The sequence below is a fragment of the Spirillospora sp. CA-294931 genome, assembly GCF_050946795.1.
GTDB lineage: Bacteria > Actinomycetota > Actinomycetes > Streptosporangiales > Streptosporangiaceae > Spirillospora.
In genome coordinates, this window is the sequence record NZ_CP192006.1 from 8,615,829 (window position 1) to 8,630,711 (window position 14,883).

Sequence of the window (14,883 nt, forward strand, 5' to 3'; positions counted from 1 at the left end):
TCAACGTGGCGGCCGCAACCGGCAAGTCCCCCGCCGTGGTTGGCGGGTTCAGGCACGCTGCACATCGTGAAGCCCACGACCTCGCGGCGCGGCGCGGCACCGGCCGTCGTCGCCCTGCTCCCCTTCCTCGCCCTGAGTTGTTCCTCGTCGGGTGACGCCGCCGAGCCTGCCAAACCCGGCCCGCGGGCCGCGCCGTCCAGCTGGGCCGCCGCTCCCCCGGGCCCCGCAGCGTTGAAGTCGACGCTGCCGCTAGGGGCTGGTCTGAAGGGCACCGTTTTCGGGTACCGTCAGCCGCTGGCATCCAAGGTCTCGCCGCGCCGGTCCGGGTTCGTCTACGCGGGGTTGGACGTGAAGGTCTGTGTCGAGCAGGCGACGGCGCCGGTGGAGGTGTCGTGGGCAGGATGGCAGCTCAGCTATGACGACTCGACCACGGCGGAGCCGGTGAACTCGTGGTCGGACGACTGGTTCAGCGTGCCGGTCTTCCCTGGCGACGGGTTCGGCAAAACGATCCGGGCTGGCGGGTGTGTGCGGGGTTGGATTGTGCTTGAGGTCCGCGCGGGGGCGAAGCCGACGACCGCGGACTACGTCCCTGGGTCGTCGGCGGTCAGGTCCGTTTGGAGGCTGTGAGATCTGCCGGGTGTGCTCTTCACGCTCCTGCGAGGCGCGTTTGGTGTGCCTGCCGTCGGGCGAGGAACTCCAGGCGGTCACCGAGGCGCCACGTTCGTGCGGGGCCGGGGGTGACGTAGCCGGTGAGGGCGAGGGTGTGGAGCAGGTCGCGGGTGCGGCCGAGGGGCATGCCGGTGTCGGCGGCGAGCTGGTGCGCGGTGGCGCCCCAGGCGTGGGTGCCGATGGTCTCCAGGAGCGAGAGTGCTTCTTGGGTGGATCCGGTGCTCGTGTCCAGGGGTGTTGCTGGTTGGTGCATTCCGTCAGTGTGCGCGCAGCTAGCTGGTGGTGTGGAGGGGGTGGCTGGCGGTGCTTGCCTGCGCCTTTGGGACGGCTGCGGTAAGTCCTCCACTTGCCCGCCTGTGGCTTAGGAACGGCGCGGTGGGTGCGGGTCTGCCTTTCACCGCGCAAACCTCGCGGCTCGAGCGGCAGCCGCGCGGGTACTCTGGGAGGCGTCATCTCTGTTGAGGTGTCAATCTGCATGAGGCCGACGGGTGTCTCACCGGGTGCGCATCGCGTTCTCGTTCCCGTCGGCCTCTCGCGTGTTGGGTACGGCTCACTTCAGCGCGGTGTGGGTGCTGCGGGACGGTTCGCTCTGGCGGGTGAGGAGCGCCGCCCCGGCTGGCGGCCGGGGCGGCGCGACGATCACTCGATGGCCTTGTAGGTCACCCACCGGCTACGGATCCGGACGAGCTGGGTGACACAGAAGTCCAGCTTCCACAGTGCCGGGGCCTCCTGGGCGTCCAGGAGACAGTCGGCGGCGGCGATCCAGTCGAGGAGCATTCCTCTGAGCGTTTCGCGCTTGCGGGAGCCGAGAGGGATCTCGGCGACCAGGTAGTAGGCCCGGATGAGGCTGTCGTCGATCTCCTCGGTGTGCCAGCCGTCGAGAAGGCTGGGGAGTTCGATCGGGATGGGGAGGCCAGCCAGGGCCTTGACCAGCAGCCCGTAGGTGCTGATCAGGTGGAGGGTGACCTCGGCGAGCAGCTCGCGGGGGTCTTTGCCCGGGTGGTCGTCCATGGACGTTTCCTCTCTGGAGTTGTCAATCCGCGTGCGCCGGGCTTCGGGGTCTCACTCCCTCGGCCTGACGTGAACCACACTACCTAAAATCACTGACGAGCGCAACGATTTATCCTCTGGGGCCCGCCCAGCACCTACCGCATCCGGGGTGATCATTTACTCTCGGAAATCGTTGCGCTCGTCAGTGATTTCTGGTACTGTCGTCAGTGTCAGGCAAGCGGGAGTGAGACCTCGCGCCGACTTGGACAGATTGACAACTCCAGAGAGGAACAGTATGGCCGACGACACGTTCGACGAACTGACGCGCAGTATGGCTGCCGCGTTCACGGTCATCGTGAAGCTGCTGGCGCAGCTCCCCATCCCGATCGAGGTCCCCCCGATGAGCGAGGGCGTCCCCCTGGAAAGCCTCGCAGCCCTGGAAAGGGCACGGTCCGTACTCGTCTTCGACCAGCCCCTGCCGGAGCTGCACCAGGACGAGATCGCCATGATCATCACGGACTGGCTTACCGGGTACGAATTGGGCGCCCTGGTCTCGATAGCAGGTCCCGCTCCGTGGCGGTTGGCAGGGATGGAGCTCGCGGTTCGCCGCATAGCGCTCCTGCTCGAAGGTCTCTCAGAGGCCCTGGACATCGACTTCGAGATGTAGTCACACGCCGCCCCCTCGCTTGCGAGGGGGCGGCGTTCGTCTTGCCCAACCGCGCCACCATCGGTCCTCTCCACACCCATAAATCGTTGCGCTCGTCAGTGATTATTGCTAACATTGATCTTGACGGCGACAAGGGAGGGAGGTGACAGAATGAACAAGAAGGAGATCGCGCGCCTCATCAAAGTGCTGGAGACCCAGGGCTTCTCGGTGACCAAGACCCGCAAGGGTCACTGGCTCGTCCGCGACCCCGAGGGCCATGTCATCGCGACGCTGGCCTCGACCCCCTCCGACACGCGAGGGTTCGCGAACTCCGTCGCCCGGCTCCGCCGGGCGGGCTTCATCTGGCCCCCGAAGGGCCGGTAAGCCGGAGGGCCGCCAGCGCACACTGGCGGCCCTCCACCCCACCCTGTCCTGACGGCGACAAGAGAAGGGATACCCATCATGACTGCCTGGGCCGCCCGGGTCGAATGGGCTCCAGCCACCGACCTCACCGACGAACACTTCGCCGAGCTGGCCGAACACCTCACCCCGTATTCAGCCTCCGTCGGCCTCGAACCCAACGGCAACCCCTCAGCGCAGCTCACCATCGAGGCCCGCACCCTGCGGCAGGCGTTCGACGGCGCGGTCCGCGCGGTCGAGGCCGCCTGCAAGGCCACCGGCATCGCCTTCGCGCTGCGCGGCGCGGAGATCATCACCTGGGCTGAATTCGAACGGCGCGAAGCCGAGCCGCTCGTCCCGCCGCTCGTGGGCCTCACCGAGAGCGCCCAGATCCTCGGAGTCACGCGGCAGCGCGCCGCGACGATCGTCGAGGACCACGACGTCCACGTGGTGACCCGCACCGCCAGGGGCCCCCTGTTCGTCCGCGCGCACATCGAGCGGCTCGCCAAGACCCGTCCGCGCAGTGCTGGCCGCCCCAGCAAGAGCGCCCCTCAGAGGGAGCCCATTGAGGAGTGAATCCTCGAGCGTCACTTCCGGGGGTCGTCGACCAGCTCGAAGCGGTCGAGGCCGCCGTCGTCCTGGCGGACGGCGGTGAATCTTCGCCCTGGCAGTTCGTTGACGGGCAGGTCGGCGTCGCGGGCGATCTGGATGGCCGGCACTCTCAACGGCGCGTTCGCCGGATGCTCAGGGGTGACGAGCTCGGCCTGGTCGCCGAAGAGCAGCAGCACCTTGACGCTCACTCTGTTCTGCGGAGGATCAGTCATGATCTTGCTCCAGTGGTTGGTCGCGTAGGTCGGTCCGCGCGCCTCGGCCTGGGCGCGGATATTCGATGATGGTTCGGGGCAGCCAGACCGGCGTCCGGCCGATCTTGTCGTGCTCCTGGGGTAGCTTGCCGCGGGCCTTGTACTCACGGACGGTCTTCTCCGTGACGCCCCAGTAGACGGCGATGTCCGCATAACCCCAGAGAGGCTTGTCTGGGTGCCCCAGAGGTAGCGTCTCCATGCTTCCGCCTCTCCTCGCCAATTCGACGTTGATGAAGTCTAGGGCGGCGGGGGGCGCTGACCTGCAAGCGTTGCCCAAGCCAGCGTGGTTCGTGCGGATCTCGCAGCACCACCTCTATGTGCGCAGATCCGCCCGACGGCCAAGGGCCGGGGATAGGTCAGGAGAACCTGGCCCGTCCCCGGCCCCGTGCGGACACCAGGCGGTCAGGTGAAAGTGATGTCGTAGGGCAGATCGACGACGCCCTGGCAGGCACTGCACTCGTACCGGTCGGTGGCATAGCACGAGTCGCTCTGAATGACGATGACGCTGTCGGCGCCGCTGGCGGACACTTCGTTGCGCCTGGTGTCGCTGTCGACCTCGACGATGGTGTCGCAGGCGGTGCAGTGCGGGCAGCGCAGCCGACCGTCGATGATCTGCGCGTCCTCGATGGAGGGGGCACCACGTTCGCCGCCTGCCGGAACGGGCGGGTTTTTGGCCCACTCGGCGCGGATCTGTTCGCCGGTGACCCCAGCGGCGTGTTTCCGGTAGGCGGCCTCGGCGAGGTGGGCCAGCGCCTCGGCCGCCTTCTCCGCCGTCACCGGGGCACGGCCGTATCTGGGCATCTGCGGGAGCAGGTAGTGAGCCAGGTTGTTGATGGCGTACACGTCGTTGTTGGTGGTTACTGCCATGGAGTTCCTCCAAGTGTGAGGGCTCTGTGCCAGGCCCCCGGGGCGGCCCGGAGGACCTGGCGGTCAGGTGCCCCGGCTGTCTCTGGGCAGCCGGTTGAGCAGGTCGACCACGCCGTCGATGATGGAGTCGGCGTCGTCGTGGCTGGCGGTCCACATGCCCTGCGACACGGGCTGACCGGCAGCTTCGTGGTCGGCCAGGGCGATCCGGTTCTGCCTCCAGTCGTCCACACGCTCGACGAACCGGGCGAGGGGGCCGTCTGCGGCATCGCCGGTGATCGCCCAGATCCGCACCTCGTCGCCTCGCTGCTGGTGGGTGGTGATGAACTCGTCGAGCTGGGTGTGGAAGACCTGGCCCCGGACACCGTCGGGCGGGCCACCCTGCGCGTAGGGGGTGTCGCTGGCCCAGTAGACGGAGAACTGCTGGCGTCCCATGCCGTCGAGCGCGCCGGTGATCTGCAGGAGATCCTCCTCGGGGCGAATCTGGGCGGCGGTGGGCCTGGGTTTGAGGTCGCGGGCTTTGTTCCTCATGTCGTGCTTTCTGGTGAGTGCTGGTCTGGCTGGCCCTGTGGTTGTGGCGGCCACAGCCGCAGAACCTCGCCGAGGGCCATCTGGTGGGGCATCGGCGAGAGGCGGGCGTCGGCTCTCTCCCTCCCCAGGCACCTTGAGGCAGCCCGGGAGGCGAGGGCGCGTCTTGGCCTCCCGGGCGCGGGCCTGGGGACGGTCAGGGGCAACAGGGAAACGGGGTGACTTCGTGGACGTCCAGCTCGATCCAGTGCATCTCGCTGGCCTCGTTGTCCTCGACGCGCACGACGGTGCCGTTCACAGCTGCCGCGATGGCGGAGTCGAGGTCGCGCTCGTCCAGTTCCCAGTAGGCGGTGCAGGTGACCTGGATGAGCCGTTCATAGGTGACGCGCTCGTCGTCGGCGGCCGGGATCTGGTGGGCGGGCACGTTGGGGTCGACTCCATGGTCCAGGAACCAGGTGCTGACGGCGTCGGCCGCGACAGCGTCTGACCAGCCCTGCGGCCGGTTCTCGATGTCCTTCACGCGGCGCAGCAGGTCAAGGACAGGGCCCGGGACGCGAGCCCAGTTGATCGGATTCATCAGCGTCCACCCGCGCTGGCCAGGCGCGCCATCGCGTCAGACGCGGCGGCCAGAGCCTTGATGTCGTCGCCCGACAGGCCGAAGGTGATCAGGTCGAGCACTCCCGCGTAGTTCAGGCCCCGGTCCTCGCGCACGACCTCGATGTGCTTGCACTCGTGGGCGTCACGAGTGGGACGGCGGAACCGGAAGTCGGCGCAGGTGCAGGTCATCTCACCGCAGGTGCTCGCAGTGACGGTGTAGACGACGCCGCTGTGCGTCTCGGATGCGACGTGCCAGGCGGTCGCGGTGACGGTCATGCTCTTCATGGCTGAACTCCCTCAGGTGTGGGCTGTTGAGCGGGGGCGGGCCGGGGCCGGGAGGAGCGCGAGGTTCCCCTTCCGGCCCCGGCTCGTCCCCGCTCAGCGGCGGAGACGAGCGGTATGGGACTAGTTGCGGACCAGAGTCATGAGCCACTTGTGGGCGTTGGTCTTGGTCTTGTCGTCGCCGCCTTCCAGAACGGCGGTGGCGCGGACCACGTCCAAGGCGCGGTCGCGGCCGAGTTCCTCGGTGAGCGTCCGGGCCGGGCGGCGGGCGGCGTGGTGGTCGAGGTAGTCGGTGATGACCCGCTCGGCGGCGTAGGCGGTGCGACCGGCGCGCTCGGTCTCGGCGCGGAACATCGCGTCGAGCTGGTCGCGGCGGCGGGCGTCGTTGTTGCGGGTCCGGGTCGGGTCGCTGGGGTCGGCGGGCTCCCACAGTTCGTCGATGAGCTTGTGGAACTCGGCGATGGCCAGGTCGGTCCGGGCCAGCGCGGTCTCCTCGATCGCGAACTGGTCGGCGTACTGGATGGTGAGGCCGAGGGTGTGGCGGGCCTCATCGATGCGCGACAGCGCGCCGGTGGTGTGGCGGATGTCCCAGCGGTGCACCGCGTCGCGGACAGCGAACCGTTCGGTGTTGCCGCAGACCGGCCGCCACGGCGTGACGAGGGCCTGCGCGGAGGACAACCCGTCGTGGCTGTTGATCACGACGACGTACAGCTCGATCTGGTCGTCCAGGCCGCCGGGGTCGACGATGACGTTCTGGGGGACCTTCATGGAGACGAAGACTTTGCGGCCGCCGCGCAGGGGTCCGGCGGACTGCCAGATCACGCCGTGGCGGGCGACGAGGTTCTCCAGGAAGGTGAACAGTTCCCGGTTCTGGATCTGCTGGTAGATGCGGCCGACGTTGCCGAGGGCGTCGCCAGTGTCGGCGCGGACGGTGATGTAGCTGTCGGGCTTGGTCCGCAGCTTGCCGTCCCACATGTACTGGGCGGGGACCTTGTCGACGAGGAAGTCGATCCCGCCGAGTTCGAGGACCTTGTCGATGTCGGAGATGCCGCCGGGGATGACGTTGCCGAGGCTGTGCCAGGGAGGTACGGCGCTGTAGAGGAGGGCGTCACCGTCGGCGTTGACGTCGAGGCCGTGATTCGGGACGACCTCCAGGATCTGGCCTGTGGCGAGATCGCGGTTGACGGTGAAGACCTCCCCCGCGTCCCAACCCTGGGTCACCCGGAAGGAGTCGGCTCCGACCTGGACCATCCGGCCCTCTGCCACAGCGGTCTCGAACCTGCTGATGCGGCTGGTCTCGTGGTCCTTGGCGGCGGCGCGAGTCTCGCGCTCTCGGGTGAGCTGGTCCGCCTTCTCGGCGGCGAACGCTTCGTTGACGTCGATCGACAAGAGAACCTCCAGCAACTTCGTCAATGTGACATTGCTAAGGTTGTCATTCACTCTCAACTTTGTCAATGTCACATTGATTAAGTTGCTGAGCCTTCGCGGCAGAGTAGCCACGGAGCACGCCTCTCGCCTCAACCCCGAGCGTCGGACCAGCGGCGAGCGCTCGCACACAGCGGCTCGCCTCCACGAGGGAGGCGAGCCGCTTGCGATCACCAGGGCTAAGCAGCTCCCTGCCAGTGGCTGTCCCCCCTCATGTCGCCCTTGGCGTGCTCCGCCAACACGCCTCCGCGACGGCGCCGTGCCCCGCCGCTGCCAGCAGCTCGGCAAGGTCGTCGACCTCCGTGCAGCTGAGGAGCTGAGCGATGTCGCCTACGAGGTCTTCCCTCCGCCACGTCAAGGCGAACGACCGGGCCGCCACCTCGACGTCGACCAGCCGCTCGCCCCCCGCGTATTCGGCAAGCAACTCCGGGGTACTCATCCCGATCCGTCCCGCCGCCAGCGTGCCCTCCTGGATCATCGCGGCGACCGCCGCGACCAGGACGCTCGGACGCGGCACGATGCCGAACATCAGGTCCGTGTACATCGTGGTCCGGCGCGCGTTCACCAGCACGTGCTGCAAGACGGCAGCGCTCCAGCCCTCCCCGATCTCGTACTCCTCCGGCTTCCCACAGCAGCGCCAGCCCGGCCCGCCCGGAGAGGGCGTCGGTGAAGGCGTCCGGGATTTCGATCATGACGTGGAGGACAACGCCCTCCTCGGCGCGGATGACCGGCTCATCGACCTTGTGCCCGGCGGTCTTCAGTGCGGCGGCGACGGCGCTGATGTAGCCCCCGGCCAGGGTCTCGGTAATTCTCATGTCTCTCCTCGTGGTGTGGTCTGGCGTCACGCTGGCCACTCCCATACCGGGACAGGGGAGCGGCCAGCGCCGCGTCAGCGCTTCCCGAGCTGGGGCACCAGCGCTAGCGCGTGCTCCACCTGCGCGCGCTGCGCCTCCGCCCGCGTCTCGCTGGTGAACCTCTCGCCGCAGCGGCACACCACGGTCACCCGCCGGTGGCCCGCAGACCAGCCGCTGTCGAGGTGCGACAGGGCGTGGTCATGCTCGATGCAGTAGGACCGACCAGGCAGAACCGGCTGCGTGCAGAGCTCGAACAGGTCGAACTGGCAGATCCCCGCCGCGAGGGCCTCGGCGCGGCCGACGAGCATGTCGATCGCCACCTCGACAGCCGACCAGCTCCGCAGCCCTATCCGGCTGTCGACCTCGTGGCCGGTGGCGGGGTCGTGGATGGTGATGTCCCAGCGGCGGGCGGGCGTGATGACCAGCGGGTATCCGCCCTGGAGGTCGAGGACGGGGACGTGAACCTCGCGGGACCTGCCGGTCTCGCGGGGCGGCAGCATCGGCAGCTCATTGCGGCTGGTGAAGACGTTCATGCGAAGGCTCTCCTCGATGTCGGTTCTGGCGTCCTGTCCCGGGCCCGCCGCGGGTACGGGCCCGAGGCAGGGCGTCACGCCCGCGTGAAGCTGCTGCGCCGGACGTGCTCCAGGTAGCCCTGGTGCGGGTGTCAGCGCCCGACGCGGCGACCACCCCGCCGCTCCTCGATCGTGTCGACGCGGTTCTCCGCGAACAGCCGCCACCGCTGGTCATGCCCCTCACGCCAGTGCCAGTCGGAGGTCACGATGTCGCTCATCAGCACCGGGTCGACCTCGGCGAAGATCGGGTATTCGGCGATCAACTCGGCCCGGCGCCGCTCACGCTCGGCTTCCATCGCGGCCTGCGCTTCGGCGTTCTCGGCGTCCTTCATCTGGGCGATGGTCCAGCCGGTGGCCTTCGCGGCGCAGCGGCGGCCGAGGATCTGCTGGACACCTTCGGAGTACTTGACGTAGAAGCGGCGCAGGCTAAGCGGCCTACCGCAGGCATCGCAGTCACCTGCGCCGCCTTCAATCTTGATGAGGGTGGCGGTCCCAGGGGCGAGGGGGGGGGCTTCTGGCTGGTCATGGCAGCGGGTTTCCTTCTGGTGGGGCGGGAGTTAGGCGGCGAGCATGGCGGCGGCGGCGCGGTGGTAGCAGGCGTGCTTGGCGCGCAGTCCGGCCGGGCAGTTGCAGGTGTTCGGCGCGGTCAGGTAGCGGTCGGTGCCATTGGAGGCGACGACGTGGAAGACACGGCGGCCCCGGAGCGGGACGATCGCGCGGTCCGCGATGAGCTGGCGGGCCTTCTCGATCGCGGCGGGCTTGAATCCGGCGGCGACGACGACGGCTTCCCGGCGGGCCACCCGCTCGCAGTGGGCGCCCATTCCGCGGGCGATGCTGGCGGCGCTGCGGAGGGTGGCCTTGCAGCGGGTGCAGGTCGCGGTCTTCGCCGTCTTCGTCATGGCCACAACCATACCCGTACTGTGGCCACAGTTCAACACCTGTGAGAGACTTAGTTGTGGCCACAGAAAGGAACCCTGATGCCTCGAGGTGAGCCGACCGGCTATCGCAAGTTCCGCACCACCGATGACCTGTGGGAAAGCTTCGCCAGTGCCGTCGACCGCAGCCCCGATCCAGAGGCGGATATGTCCAAGGTCCTGCGCTCGTTCGTCCGCTGGTACGCCGGCGAACCTGGGGCCAAGCTGCCCGAGCGGCCCGAACCCAGGCCCGAGCCATGAGCCGCGTCTACTTCCACAGCCAGTCCGGCACCGCCGAGCTTCTCGGCGCCGAACGCGCTCACGCCAGCATCGTCTCCCGAGACGTGGCGCTCGGGGCCATGGCGGTCTTCCGCAACCGCGACAGGCTGCTCGAGCTGCTGAACCCGGACCACCACTTCGCGCGGCACCGCACCACCGGCGAGATGCTCACCTGGGCGGACCGGTTCGGCACATACCTCGACGAGGCGGCCCAGGCCGACTACCGCGACGAGCGGCGCGCGGACTTGTGGGGCGAGCTGCCCGAGGAGGAGCGGTGGCGGACGGCCCTCGAGGGGCTCCGCGCCCGCAACGAGACCAAGCTCCTGGAGCTGAAGCCCGACACCTGGAGCGGCTTCCGATTCGGGCACACGCTGAGCGCGATCGACCTCCAGGCCGACGACTGGCAAGAGCGGCTCGACGAAGCCCTCGGCCTCGAGCCGGACGCAGTCTCGTGAGCGCGCGATCGGGCGAGACCTACATCTTCCTCAACACCTCCATCGTGGTGGAGCGGCCCGCCCCCACTCGCGCCGTAGTCGTGGCATGCCCAGTCTGCGGGGCAACCGCTGGCCATTACGTCACTTGGCACGTCGGCCTGCAGCTACGCGTCCGGTGCGGCTCCTGCAGGGAGGAGGTGCCCGACCGTGAGGCGTACGGCCAGTTGCTCTATGACCAGCACACGCGGACCCGCGGTGAACCCCCGCAGCCTGCCGAGTGGGGACCGCCTCTGGCAGCCGACTAGCCTCGAACGAGTGTTCTATTCTTCGGAGGGTGCCGCACCGTATCTCACCCGAAGCGCTGATCACCTCACGCCTCCAGGGCCGCGCGTCCCGTCTGGCCGACGCAGCCCTCGAAGGCGACGCTCGCGCGGCGGCCGTCCAGACGCTCCGCGAGATCGCGACCCAACAGCCGCCGCGGCGACGCGGGTCACCGCACACCCCGCCGGCCGTCCTGCGCCGGGACCTGCTCGCCGAGGTCGCCGGGATCTACCTCGGCGCCGCCCCCGCCTCCCACCCCGAACATCACCGCCGCGCGGCCGAGCTGCTGATCGAAGCCGGCGCCGACGTGACCCTGCTCGACCAGTGGATCGCCGAGGGCCAGCGCCGCGCAGCCAACACCGGCCCGCCATTCAGCAGGCCGCCCGACCGCCGAACAAGATGAGCGCGGCGCCGCGGGAGACGATGCTCGCGTGGGCGCGCTCTGCGCCGAAGAGCTTCGCGGTGCCGGAGGGCGAGTGGAAGCGGACGTGGCTCATGCGGCCTCGTTGGCCGCAGGCGCATTGGCCTGGGTGCGCGGCTGTTTAGCGTCGAGGCAGGCGGTGCAGGGTGCGGCTGGCATCCCAGCAGCTTGCCATCGGACACCGGGCGACGCTGGTCGTCCCGGGAGTGTTTCTTCACAGGCGGACGGGGCCGTGCCGGAGGTGAGGTCAGCGGCCTCTCATATAAGTATGCCCAGGTGAAATACTCGGCAGGCTAACGTTCATAATGCTGACAGTCTCATAAGATGGCACACGGTTGATACAAACTCGGGCATGATGGTGGTGGCACATTGCACTTTCAGGTTGAGACCACCTGAGATTGCGGAGCCCCGTGCCCGGGTGTCCAGCCAAAGACGAGCCCGGGCACGAGGCCAGAGTGCAGGGGTCAGGGTTGCTGACCGGCTAATAGCCGGTCAGTGCCCTGATCCTTCACCCCGACGAATCCACTCCAGAGCGAGCCTTCCGAGCGATGCTAGGAAGATCCCAACCTGCAGCCAATCCGGTTTCGTGGGTCTGCGGCGTCTAGCGTTCCGCTTCGCCACACTGCACCTCCTTCTCTCGACAAACCGACCAGTGGTTCCTGGCCAGCGGGGCATGGCAGGAACCCAGCCGTGAGAGACGTGAGGCGCGTAGAAGAACGCTACACCGCCAACCGATAGGAAGGTCGCGACTACTGGCGATTAGGCGCAGTCTCCCAGGTTGGCCCAAGTTGCACTGTTGCCGCTGCTGCACACGTTCCAGGCCGAAACGTTCGGGGCTGGTTCCGCCCGCTGCTTCCTTAGGTCTCCAGCAGCGCGTCTCAGGAGAGCTTCTCGCCGTACCGGTCCAGGGGCTCAAGTGCGAGCAGGCCGGCTAGCTAGACACCTCCTCAATTGTCTTTGCCACCAATTGCGGGACGGATGTGAGGGCGCCCCGCAATAGCTGCTCGATCGCAACGGCGCGGCTTCGATCAACGTCGATATGCGCCGCCCATTCGGCAGGTTGGTATCGAGCCAACATAGAAAGGGTGTGCAGGACCACCCACCAGGCCATTAGCGGGTGAATGCTGCGGCTGCAACCGCCGATGGCAGGGAAGAAGTATCGCGCCTCGTCGTACGATCTCGTGAGGTCCTTCAAATGCCTTTGCCGCTCTGCCTGAGACGCGGACTTGGCTTCTGGCATCTCCCAATGCATGAGCAGCTCGCACCAGCCATCCGCGTGGGCTTCAAACTCTGGTACCGCTTCCACTCCATTGCCCGCTCTCCGGAAGCTGTGAAAGCCCTGCGCCTCGGGAAAAGCGGCGAGGTAATCAACCAGCGCTCTGTCATGCTGCGCGTCGTTCAGTACCCACGGCGGAAAGTAAGCGACTGGGGCACTGGCCAGCGTATGGAGGTCTGGAGCGACCGATCGGCAGTCAACGTAGAGGGGCATACGGCGACGCCTGTCGTCGTCAGTGAGTGGCCACTGATAGTTCTCCGGGAGGCAGTCCCAAGCCTCTTCAAAACGGACGGAACTCGTACTCGGCCACAGCGGTGAGCCGAGCAATGCGGAGAGCCGCACGAAGCTACCCGTGCCCCCCGGCTTATCGGTCTTGATCTGTATATCGGAGAGAGGGCCAGAAAGGGTATGGCTGACTGAACAAATGCCGTGCCCTCTGAGCTGCCATCCACCTTGGTCAGTGATACTGGACAATGCAGCAGCGGCGATAGCCCGACCGGCCTGACTGAGTCCATAGAAGATGAGCAGCGGCTGCGTCTCTGTGCCCACGTCATGGGCTGCCCGGAACAACTGCTCAGCCTGCTCGAGGGCGGCTCCGTAGGCCCGCCTACGGTCCGGGTCTGCGGCGGCTGGCGCCGGCGCACGCCATCTGGTCGCGCGGATCCGTTCCCATGTGGGCTCTGCAGCGGCGGTCATGAAGCCAGTCTTGCGAAGCAGGGCTGTTCCCGCGACCAGATTGGGAATGGGCCTTCGCTGCGTGTGAGAGGTACCCATGGTCCGCTGGAGAGGTCATGGGTCAGGTCTTGATGATGGCACTGGATGCACCCTGTTCGGCCGGGGTTGAACTCAGAGTCCTTTGGCTGTCGATGAAGGCCCCCGCCCCCGGACGGGAGTCGTCCAGGGGCGGGTCATGATCGAGCGTTGCTAGAGGGGCTCGGCAGATTCGAAGTCGACGGTGCCAGCCACGAGCTTGTGGATTCGCACTACGAGCGCCCGCCGCACTGCGGGATCCAAAAACTCATCGAGCTGGTCGGCGTCAGCGATAGCAACGGTGGCTGTACCTCGAACGACTTCGTCCGTTTGCACCTCAAGCAACAGGTTCAGAAGCCAGCTGGCGTCGTCGCTCACGGCGGCTCTCCTCAGCTCCTGGAGTCGCCAAGCGTGGAGGGCGCCGTCCGATCCAGCACCCACCCACGCAGCTCCCAGCTTGGCGGCCTTCTCCTGGGTTGTGTCATCGGACTGACTTTCCGGCATCGAAGTTTTTCCTTCCGTACTAATTAACTTAACACTAACGATATATCGCGACCGATCGCCGATATAGCTATACCGGAAGTTTGGCAGCAGGGTGGCCTTGCCGCAAGAGGGCGCCCATGATCCTTCGGGGCTAGGCTTGCCAGCCGTGCCTCAGGCGGAAGCAGTGATGTGCCTGGCGGATCTCGGTGCCGGTGGGGCGCACACGGATAGGCCACTCCGCGCCCTCGTCCGGTTCCTCAAGCTGGCGGACGTAGATGCAGGCCCAGACGCTCGCGCGGCACCGCCCCGTTCGCGGTGAGAGTCACCGGGCCGGCGTAGACCAAGGCGTGGCTACTGAGCGGCGGGTCGAATCTTGGCCGCATCGCGCTCATCGGCTCTCCTTGTCCTTCTCCGACTGTTCCAGCAGCTTGATCCATGCCCCTCGCGGATACCGTTCGCCGCACCCTTCCAGTGCCGGGTACTCGACGGCGCCCCATTCGGTGCCGGGCAGGCCGGGCCCGTAGCACCAGGTGGCGGGATGGCCCGCGCACCACACGGCGGTGGAGGCGTCGGCGCGGACATGGAGTTCCCCGCCGCACTCCCCGCATACGACGTCGCGGAGCCGGACGATCGGAGCGTCGTAGCCGAGGACGATCCGCGCGGTGGACACCCACGCGCGGACTCGACGGACGGCCTCGCGGGCGGTGTCGTCGTCGACGTCCAGGAGCAGGCCGACGCATTCGGTGAGCGCGGCCTCCGGCGCCTTGCGGCCACCCCACGACTTCCCAGCGGCGGCGCGGAGGTCGCGGCGGAGCTGGTCGACGCCGCGGCGGATGTCGTCGTGGAGCTCGAGCGCGCCGGTGGCGGGTGACGCGGATTCGAAGCCCATGGAGCGGAGCGGGTTGAGAGCGCCAGCCTCGTCCCAGCCGGGTGAGCCGCCGGGGACTGCGGCTCCCGTGGTGGCGGCGCCGAGGTGTTCTGCTGGACGGGCGTCGGTGCGGACGAACTCCCAGTGGCCGTGGTGGCAGAGTTCGCGGCACTGGTCGCCGTCGTCGGGCACCCAGCGGTAGACCTTCACCGCGATGGTGCTGGCTCGGTTCTTGATGGCGCTGAGCTGGCGCAGGAGCCCAACGTCGCGGGTGATGTGCCGGGCGCGCGGGTCGATGGTGGTGATGGTTCTGCCCTTGCCGCGGCTGACCTGCTGGTACCGCGTGACGGGCTCGTCGGTCTTGACCTCGTCGACCAGCTCGGCGACGAGCTCGGCGAGGGCCTGGGCGTGCGCCCCGGCGTCATCGGACATCGGCGGCTCCCTTCAG

23 protein-coding genes are annotated in these 14,883 nt (G+C 67.8%); 7 read left to right on the forward strand and 16 right to left on the reverse strand.

The window, feature by feature from the left end:
• Window positions 1-66: 66 nt before the first annotated feature.
• A complete protein-coding gene (locus ACQPY4_RS39185) occupies window positions 67-627 on the forward strand; it encodes a hypothetical protein (protein ID WP_433329999.1) in 561 nt (186 codons plus the stop codon).
• A gap of 19 nt (window positions 628-646) precedes the next feature.
• Here ACQPY4_RS39185 and ACQPY4_RS39190 read toward each other — a convergent pair whose 3' ends face one another.
• The gene (locus ACQPY4_RS39190) at window positions 647-922 is read right to left on the reverse strand and encodes a helix-turn-helix domain-containing protein (RefSeq protein WP_433330001.1); all 276 of its coding nucleotides are present in this window, start codon (window positions 920-922) and stop codon (window positions 647-649) included.
• Between the two features lie 386 nt (window positions 923-1,308).
• Window positions 1,309-1,680, reverse strand: coding sequence for a hypothetical protein (locus ACQPY4_RS39195; protein ID WP_433330003.1), 372 nt, complete (start codon window positions 1,678-1,680; stop codon window positions 1,309-1,311).
• Between the two features lie 274 nt (window positions 1,681-1,954).
• Between ACQPY4_RS39195 and ACQPY4_RS39200 the strand changes: the two genes are divergently transcribed.
• The 3 genes from ACQPY4_RS39200 to ACQPY4_RS39210 all read left to right on the forward strand — a co-directional run bounded on the left by ACQPY4_RS39200 (window position 1,955) and on the right by ACQPY4_RS39210 (window position 3,280).
• The gene (locus ACQPY4_RS39200) at window positions 1,955-2,326 is read left to right on the forward strand and encodes a hypothetical protein (protein WP_433330004.1); all 372 of its coding nucleotides are present in this window, start codon (window positions 1,955-1,957) and stop codon (window positions 2,324-2,326) included.
• Between the two features lie 150 nt (window positions 2,327-2,476).
• Window positions 2,477-2,689: a hypothetical protein gene (locus tag ACQPY4_RS39205; protein WP_433330006.1), complete on the forward strand. Its 213-nt coding sequence runs from the start codon at window positions 2,477-2,479 to the stop codon at window positions 2,687-2,689.
• A gap of 78 nt (window positions 2,690-2,767) precedes the next feature.
• The gene (locus tag ACQPY4_RS39210) at window positions 2,768-3,280 is read left to right on the forward strand and encodes a hypothetical protein (RefSeq protein WP_433330008.1); all 513 of its coding nucleotides are present in this window, start codon (window positions 2,768-2,770) and stop codon (window positions 3,278-3,280) included.
• A gap of 11 nt (window positions 3,281-3,291) precedes the next feature.
• Here the strand turns inward: ACQPY4_RS39210 and ACQPY4_RS39215 are convergent, their stop codons facing one another.
• The 11 genes from ACQPY4_RS39215 to ACQPY4_RS39265 form a co-directional block, all read right to left on the reverse strand.
• Window positions 3,292-3,528, reverse strand: coding sequence for a hypothetical protein (locus ACQPY4_RS39215; RefSeq protein ID WP_433330010.1), 237 nt, complete (start codon window positions 3,526-3,528; stop codon window positions 3,292-3,294).
• Window positions 3,521-3,766, reverse strand: coding sequence for a hypothetical protein (locus tag ACQPY4_RS39220; protein WP_433330012.1), 246 nt, complete (start codon window positions 3,764-3,766; stop codon window positions 3,521-3,523). Before ACQPY4_RS39220 ends, ACQPY4_RS39215 begins: the two co-directional genes overlap by 8 nt.
• A gap of 203 nt (window positions 3,767-3,969) precedes the next feature.
• Window positions 3,970-4,434, reverse strand: coding sequence for a hypothetical protein (locus ACQPY4_RS39225; RefSeq protein WP_433330014.1), 465 nt, complete (start codon window positions 4,432-4,434; stop codon window positions 3,970-3,972).
• Window positions 4,435-4,497: 63 nt separating this feature from the next.
• Complete coding sequence (locus ACQPY4_RS39230; RefSeq protein WP_433330016.1) at window positions 4,498-4,962, reverse strand: hypothetical protein; 465 nt, start codon at window positions 4,960-4,962, stop codon at window positions 4,498-4,500.
• A gap of 193 nt (window positions 4,963-5,155) precedes the next feature.
• The gene (locus ACQPY4_RS39235) at window positions 5,156-5,536 is read right to left on the reverse strand and encodes a hypothetical protein (RefSeq protein WP_433330018.1); all 381 of its coding nucleotides are present in this window, start codon (window positions 5,534-5,536) and stop codon (window positions 5,156-5,158) included.
• Window positions 5,536-5,841: a hypothetical protein gene (locus ACQPY4_RS39240; protein WP_433330020.1), complete on the reverse strand. Its 306-nt coding sequence runs from the start codon at window positions 5,839-5,841 to the stop codon at window positions 5,536-5,538. Before ACQPY4_RS39240 ends, ACQPY4_RS39235 begins: the two co-directional genes overlap by 1 nt.
• Before the next feature lie 120 nt (window positions 5,842-5,961).
• Window positions 5,962-7,242, reverse strand: a complete 1,281-nt coding sequence (locus ACQPY4_RS39245; protein WP_433330022.1) for a DUF932 domain-containing protein — start codon at window positions 7,240-7,242, stop codon at window positions 5,962-5,964.
• A 232-nt stretch (window positions 7,243-7,474) separates the two neighbouring features.
• Window positions 7,475-7,828 carry a hypothetical protein gene (locus ACQPY4_RS39250; protein ID WP_433330024.1) on the reverse strand — a complete coding sequence of 118 codons (354 nt, stop codon included), beginning with the start codon at window positions 7,826-7,828 and terminating at the stop codon, window positions 7,475-7,477.
• A gap of 324 nt (window positions 7,829-8,152) precedes the next feature.
• A complete protein-coding gene (locus ACQPY4_RS39255) occupies window positions 8,153-8,650 on the reverse strand; it encodes a hypothetical protein (RefSeq protein ID WP_433330026.1) in 498 nt (165 codons plus the stop codon).
• 131 nt (window positions 8,651-8,781) lie between these two features.
• A complete protein-coding gene (locus ACQPY4_RS39260; RefSeq protein ID WP_433330028.1) occupies window positions 8,782-9,021 on the reverse strand; it encodes a hypothetical protein in 240 nt (79 codons plus the stop codon).
• A gap of 225 nt (window positions 9,022-9,246) precedes the next feature.
• A complete protein-coding gene (locus ACQPY4_RS39265) occupies window positions 9,247-9,588 on the reverse strand; it encodes a hypothetical protein (protein WP_433330030.1) in 342 nt (113 codons plus the stop codon).
• 78 nt (window positions 9,589-9,666) lie between these two features.
• On the opposite strand from ACQPY4_RS39265, the gene ACQPY4_RS39270 reads away from it, so the two are divergent.
• From ACQPY4_RS39270 to ACQPY4_RS39280, 3 genes are all read left to right on the forward strand, one after another.
• Window positions 9,667-9,864, forward strand: a complete 198-nt coding sequence (locus ACQPY4_RS39270; RefSeq protein WP_433330032.1) for a hypothetical protein — start codon at window positions 9,667-9,669, stop codon at window positions 9,862-9,864.
• A complete protein-coding gene (locus ACQPY4_RS39275; RefSeq protein ID WP_433330034.1) occupies window positions 9,861-10,337 on the forward strand; it encodes a hypothetical protein in 477 nt (158 codons plus the stop codon). Before ACQPY4_RS39270 ends, ACQPY4_RS39275 begins: the two co-directional genes overlap by 4 nt.
• Window positions 10,338-10,650: 313 nt before the next feature.
• Window positions 10,651-11,040, forward strand: a complete 390-nt coding sequence (locus ACQPY4_RS39280) for a hypothetical protein (RefSeq protein WP_433330036.1) — start codon at window positions 10,651-10,653, stop codon at window positions 11,038-11,040.
• 949 nt (window positions 11,041-11,989) lie between these two features.
• Here the strand turns inward: ACQPY4_RS39280 and ACQPY4_RS39285 are convergent.
• The 3 genes from ACQPY4_RS39285 to ACQPY4_RS39295 form a co-directional block, all read right to left on the reverse strand.
• On the reverse strand, window positions 11,990-13,108 hold the full coding sequence (locus tag ACQPY4_RS39285; protein WP_433330038.1) for a YaaC family protein: 1,119 nt from the start codon (window positions 13,106-13,108) through the stop codon (window positions 11,990-11,992).
• A gap of 150 nt (window positions 13,109-13,258) precedes the next feature.
• A complete protein-coding gene (locus ACQPY4_RS39290; protein ID WP_433330040.1) occupies window positions 13,259-13,588 on the reverse strand; it encodes a hypothetical protein in 330 nt (109 codons plus the stop codon).
• Between the two features lie 367 nt (window positions 13,589-13,955).
• The gene (locus ACQPY4_RS39295) at window positions 13,956-14,867 is read right to left on the reverse strand and encodes a hypothetical protein (protein ID WP_433330042.1); all 912 of its coding nucleotides are present in this window, start codon (window positions 14,865-14,867) and stop codon (window positions 13,956-13,958) included.
• Between the last annotated feature and the right edge of the window lie 16 nt (window positions 14,868-14,883).

Bases quoted from the DNA above. Each gene is read 5' to 3' on its own strand.
- ACQPY4_RS39190 (WP_433330001.1), bottom strand. From the start codon at position 922: ATGCACCAACCAGCAACACCCCTGGACACGAGCACCGGATCCACCCAA.
- ACQPY4_RS39195 (WP_433330003.1), bottom strand. From the start codon at position 1,680: ATGGACGACCACCCGGGCAAAGACCCCCGCGAGCTGCTCGCCGAGGTC.
- ACQPY4_RS39200 (WP_433330004.1), top strand. From the start codon at position 1,955: ATGGCCGACGACACGTTCGACGAACTGACGCGCAGTATGGCTGCCGCG.
- ACQPY4_RS39205 (WP_433330006.1), top strand. From the start codon at position 2,477: ATGAACAAGAAGGAGATCGCGCGCCTCATCAAAGTGCTGGAGACCCAG.
- ACQPY4_RS39210 (WP_433330008.1), top strand. From the start codon at position 2,768: ATGACTGCCTGGGCCGCCCGGGTCGAATGGGCTCCAGCCACCGACCTC.
- ACQPY4_RS39215 (WP_433330010.1), bottom strand. From the start codon at position 3,528: ATGACTGATCCTCCGCAGAACAGAGTGAGCGTCAAGGTGCTGCTGCTC.
- ACQPY4_RS39220 (WP_433330012.1), bottom strand. From the start codon at position 3,766: ATGGAGACGCTACCTCTGGGGCACCCAGACAAGCCTCTCTGGGGTTAT.
- ACQPY4_RS39225 (WP_433330014.1), bottom strand. From the start codon at position 4,434: ATGGCAGTAACCACCAACAACGACGTGTACGCCATCAACAACCTGGCT.
- ACQPY4_RS39230 (WP_433330016.1), bottom strand. From the start codon at position 4,962: ATGAGGAACAAAGCCCGCGACCTCAAACCCAGGCCCACCGCCGCCCAG.
- ACQPY4_RS39235 (WP_433330018.1), bottom strand. From the start codon at position 5,536: ATGAATCCGATCAACTGGGCTCGCGTCCCGGGCCCTGTCCTTGACCTG.
- ACQPY4_RS39240 (WP_433330020.1), bottom strand. From the start codon at position 5,841: ATGAAGAGCATGACCGTCACCGCGACCGCCTGGCACGTCGCATCCGAG.
- ACQPY4_RS39255 (WP_433330026.1), bottom strand. From the start codon at position 8,650: ATGAACGTCTTCACCAGCCGCAATGAGCTGCCGATGCTGCCGCCCCGC.
- ACQPY4_RS39260 (WP_433330028.1), bottom strand. From the start codon at position 9,021: ATGAAGGACGCCGAGAACGCCGAAGCGCAGGCCGCGATGGAAGCCGAG.
- ACQPY4_RS39265 (WP_433330030.1), bottom strand. From the start codon at position 9,588: ATGACGAAGACGGCGAAGACCGCGACCTGCACCCGCTGCAAGGCCACC.
- ACQPY4_RS39270 (WP_433330032.1), top strand. From the start codon at position 9,667: ATGCCTCGAGGTGAGCCGACCGGCTATCGCAAGTTCCGCACCACCGAT.
- ACQPY4_RS39275 (WP_433330034.1), top strand. From the start codon at position 9,861: ATGAGCCGCGTCTACTTCCACAGCCAGTCCGGCACCGCCGAGCTTCTC.
- ACQPY4_RS39285 (WP_433330038.1), bottom strand. From the start codon at position 13,108: ATGGGTACCTCTCACACGCAGCGAAGGCCCATTCCCAATCTGGTCGCG.
- ACQPY4_RS39290 (WP_433330040.1), bottom strand. From the start codon at position 13,588: ATGCCGGAAAGTCAGTCCGATGACACAACCCAGGAGAAGGCCGCCAAG.
- ACQPY4_RS39295 (WP_433330042.1), bottom strand. From the start codon at position 14,867: ATGTCCGATGACGCCGGGGCGCACGCCCAGGCCCTCGCCGAGCTCGTC.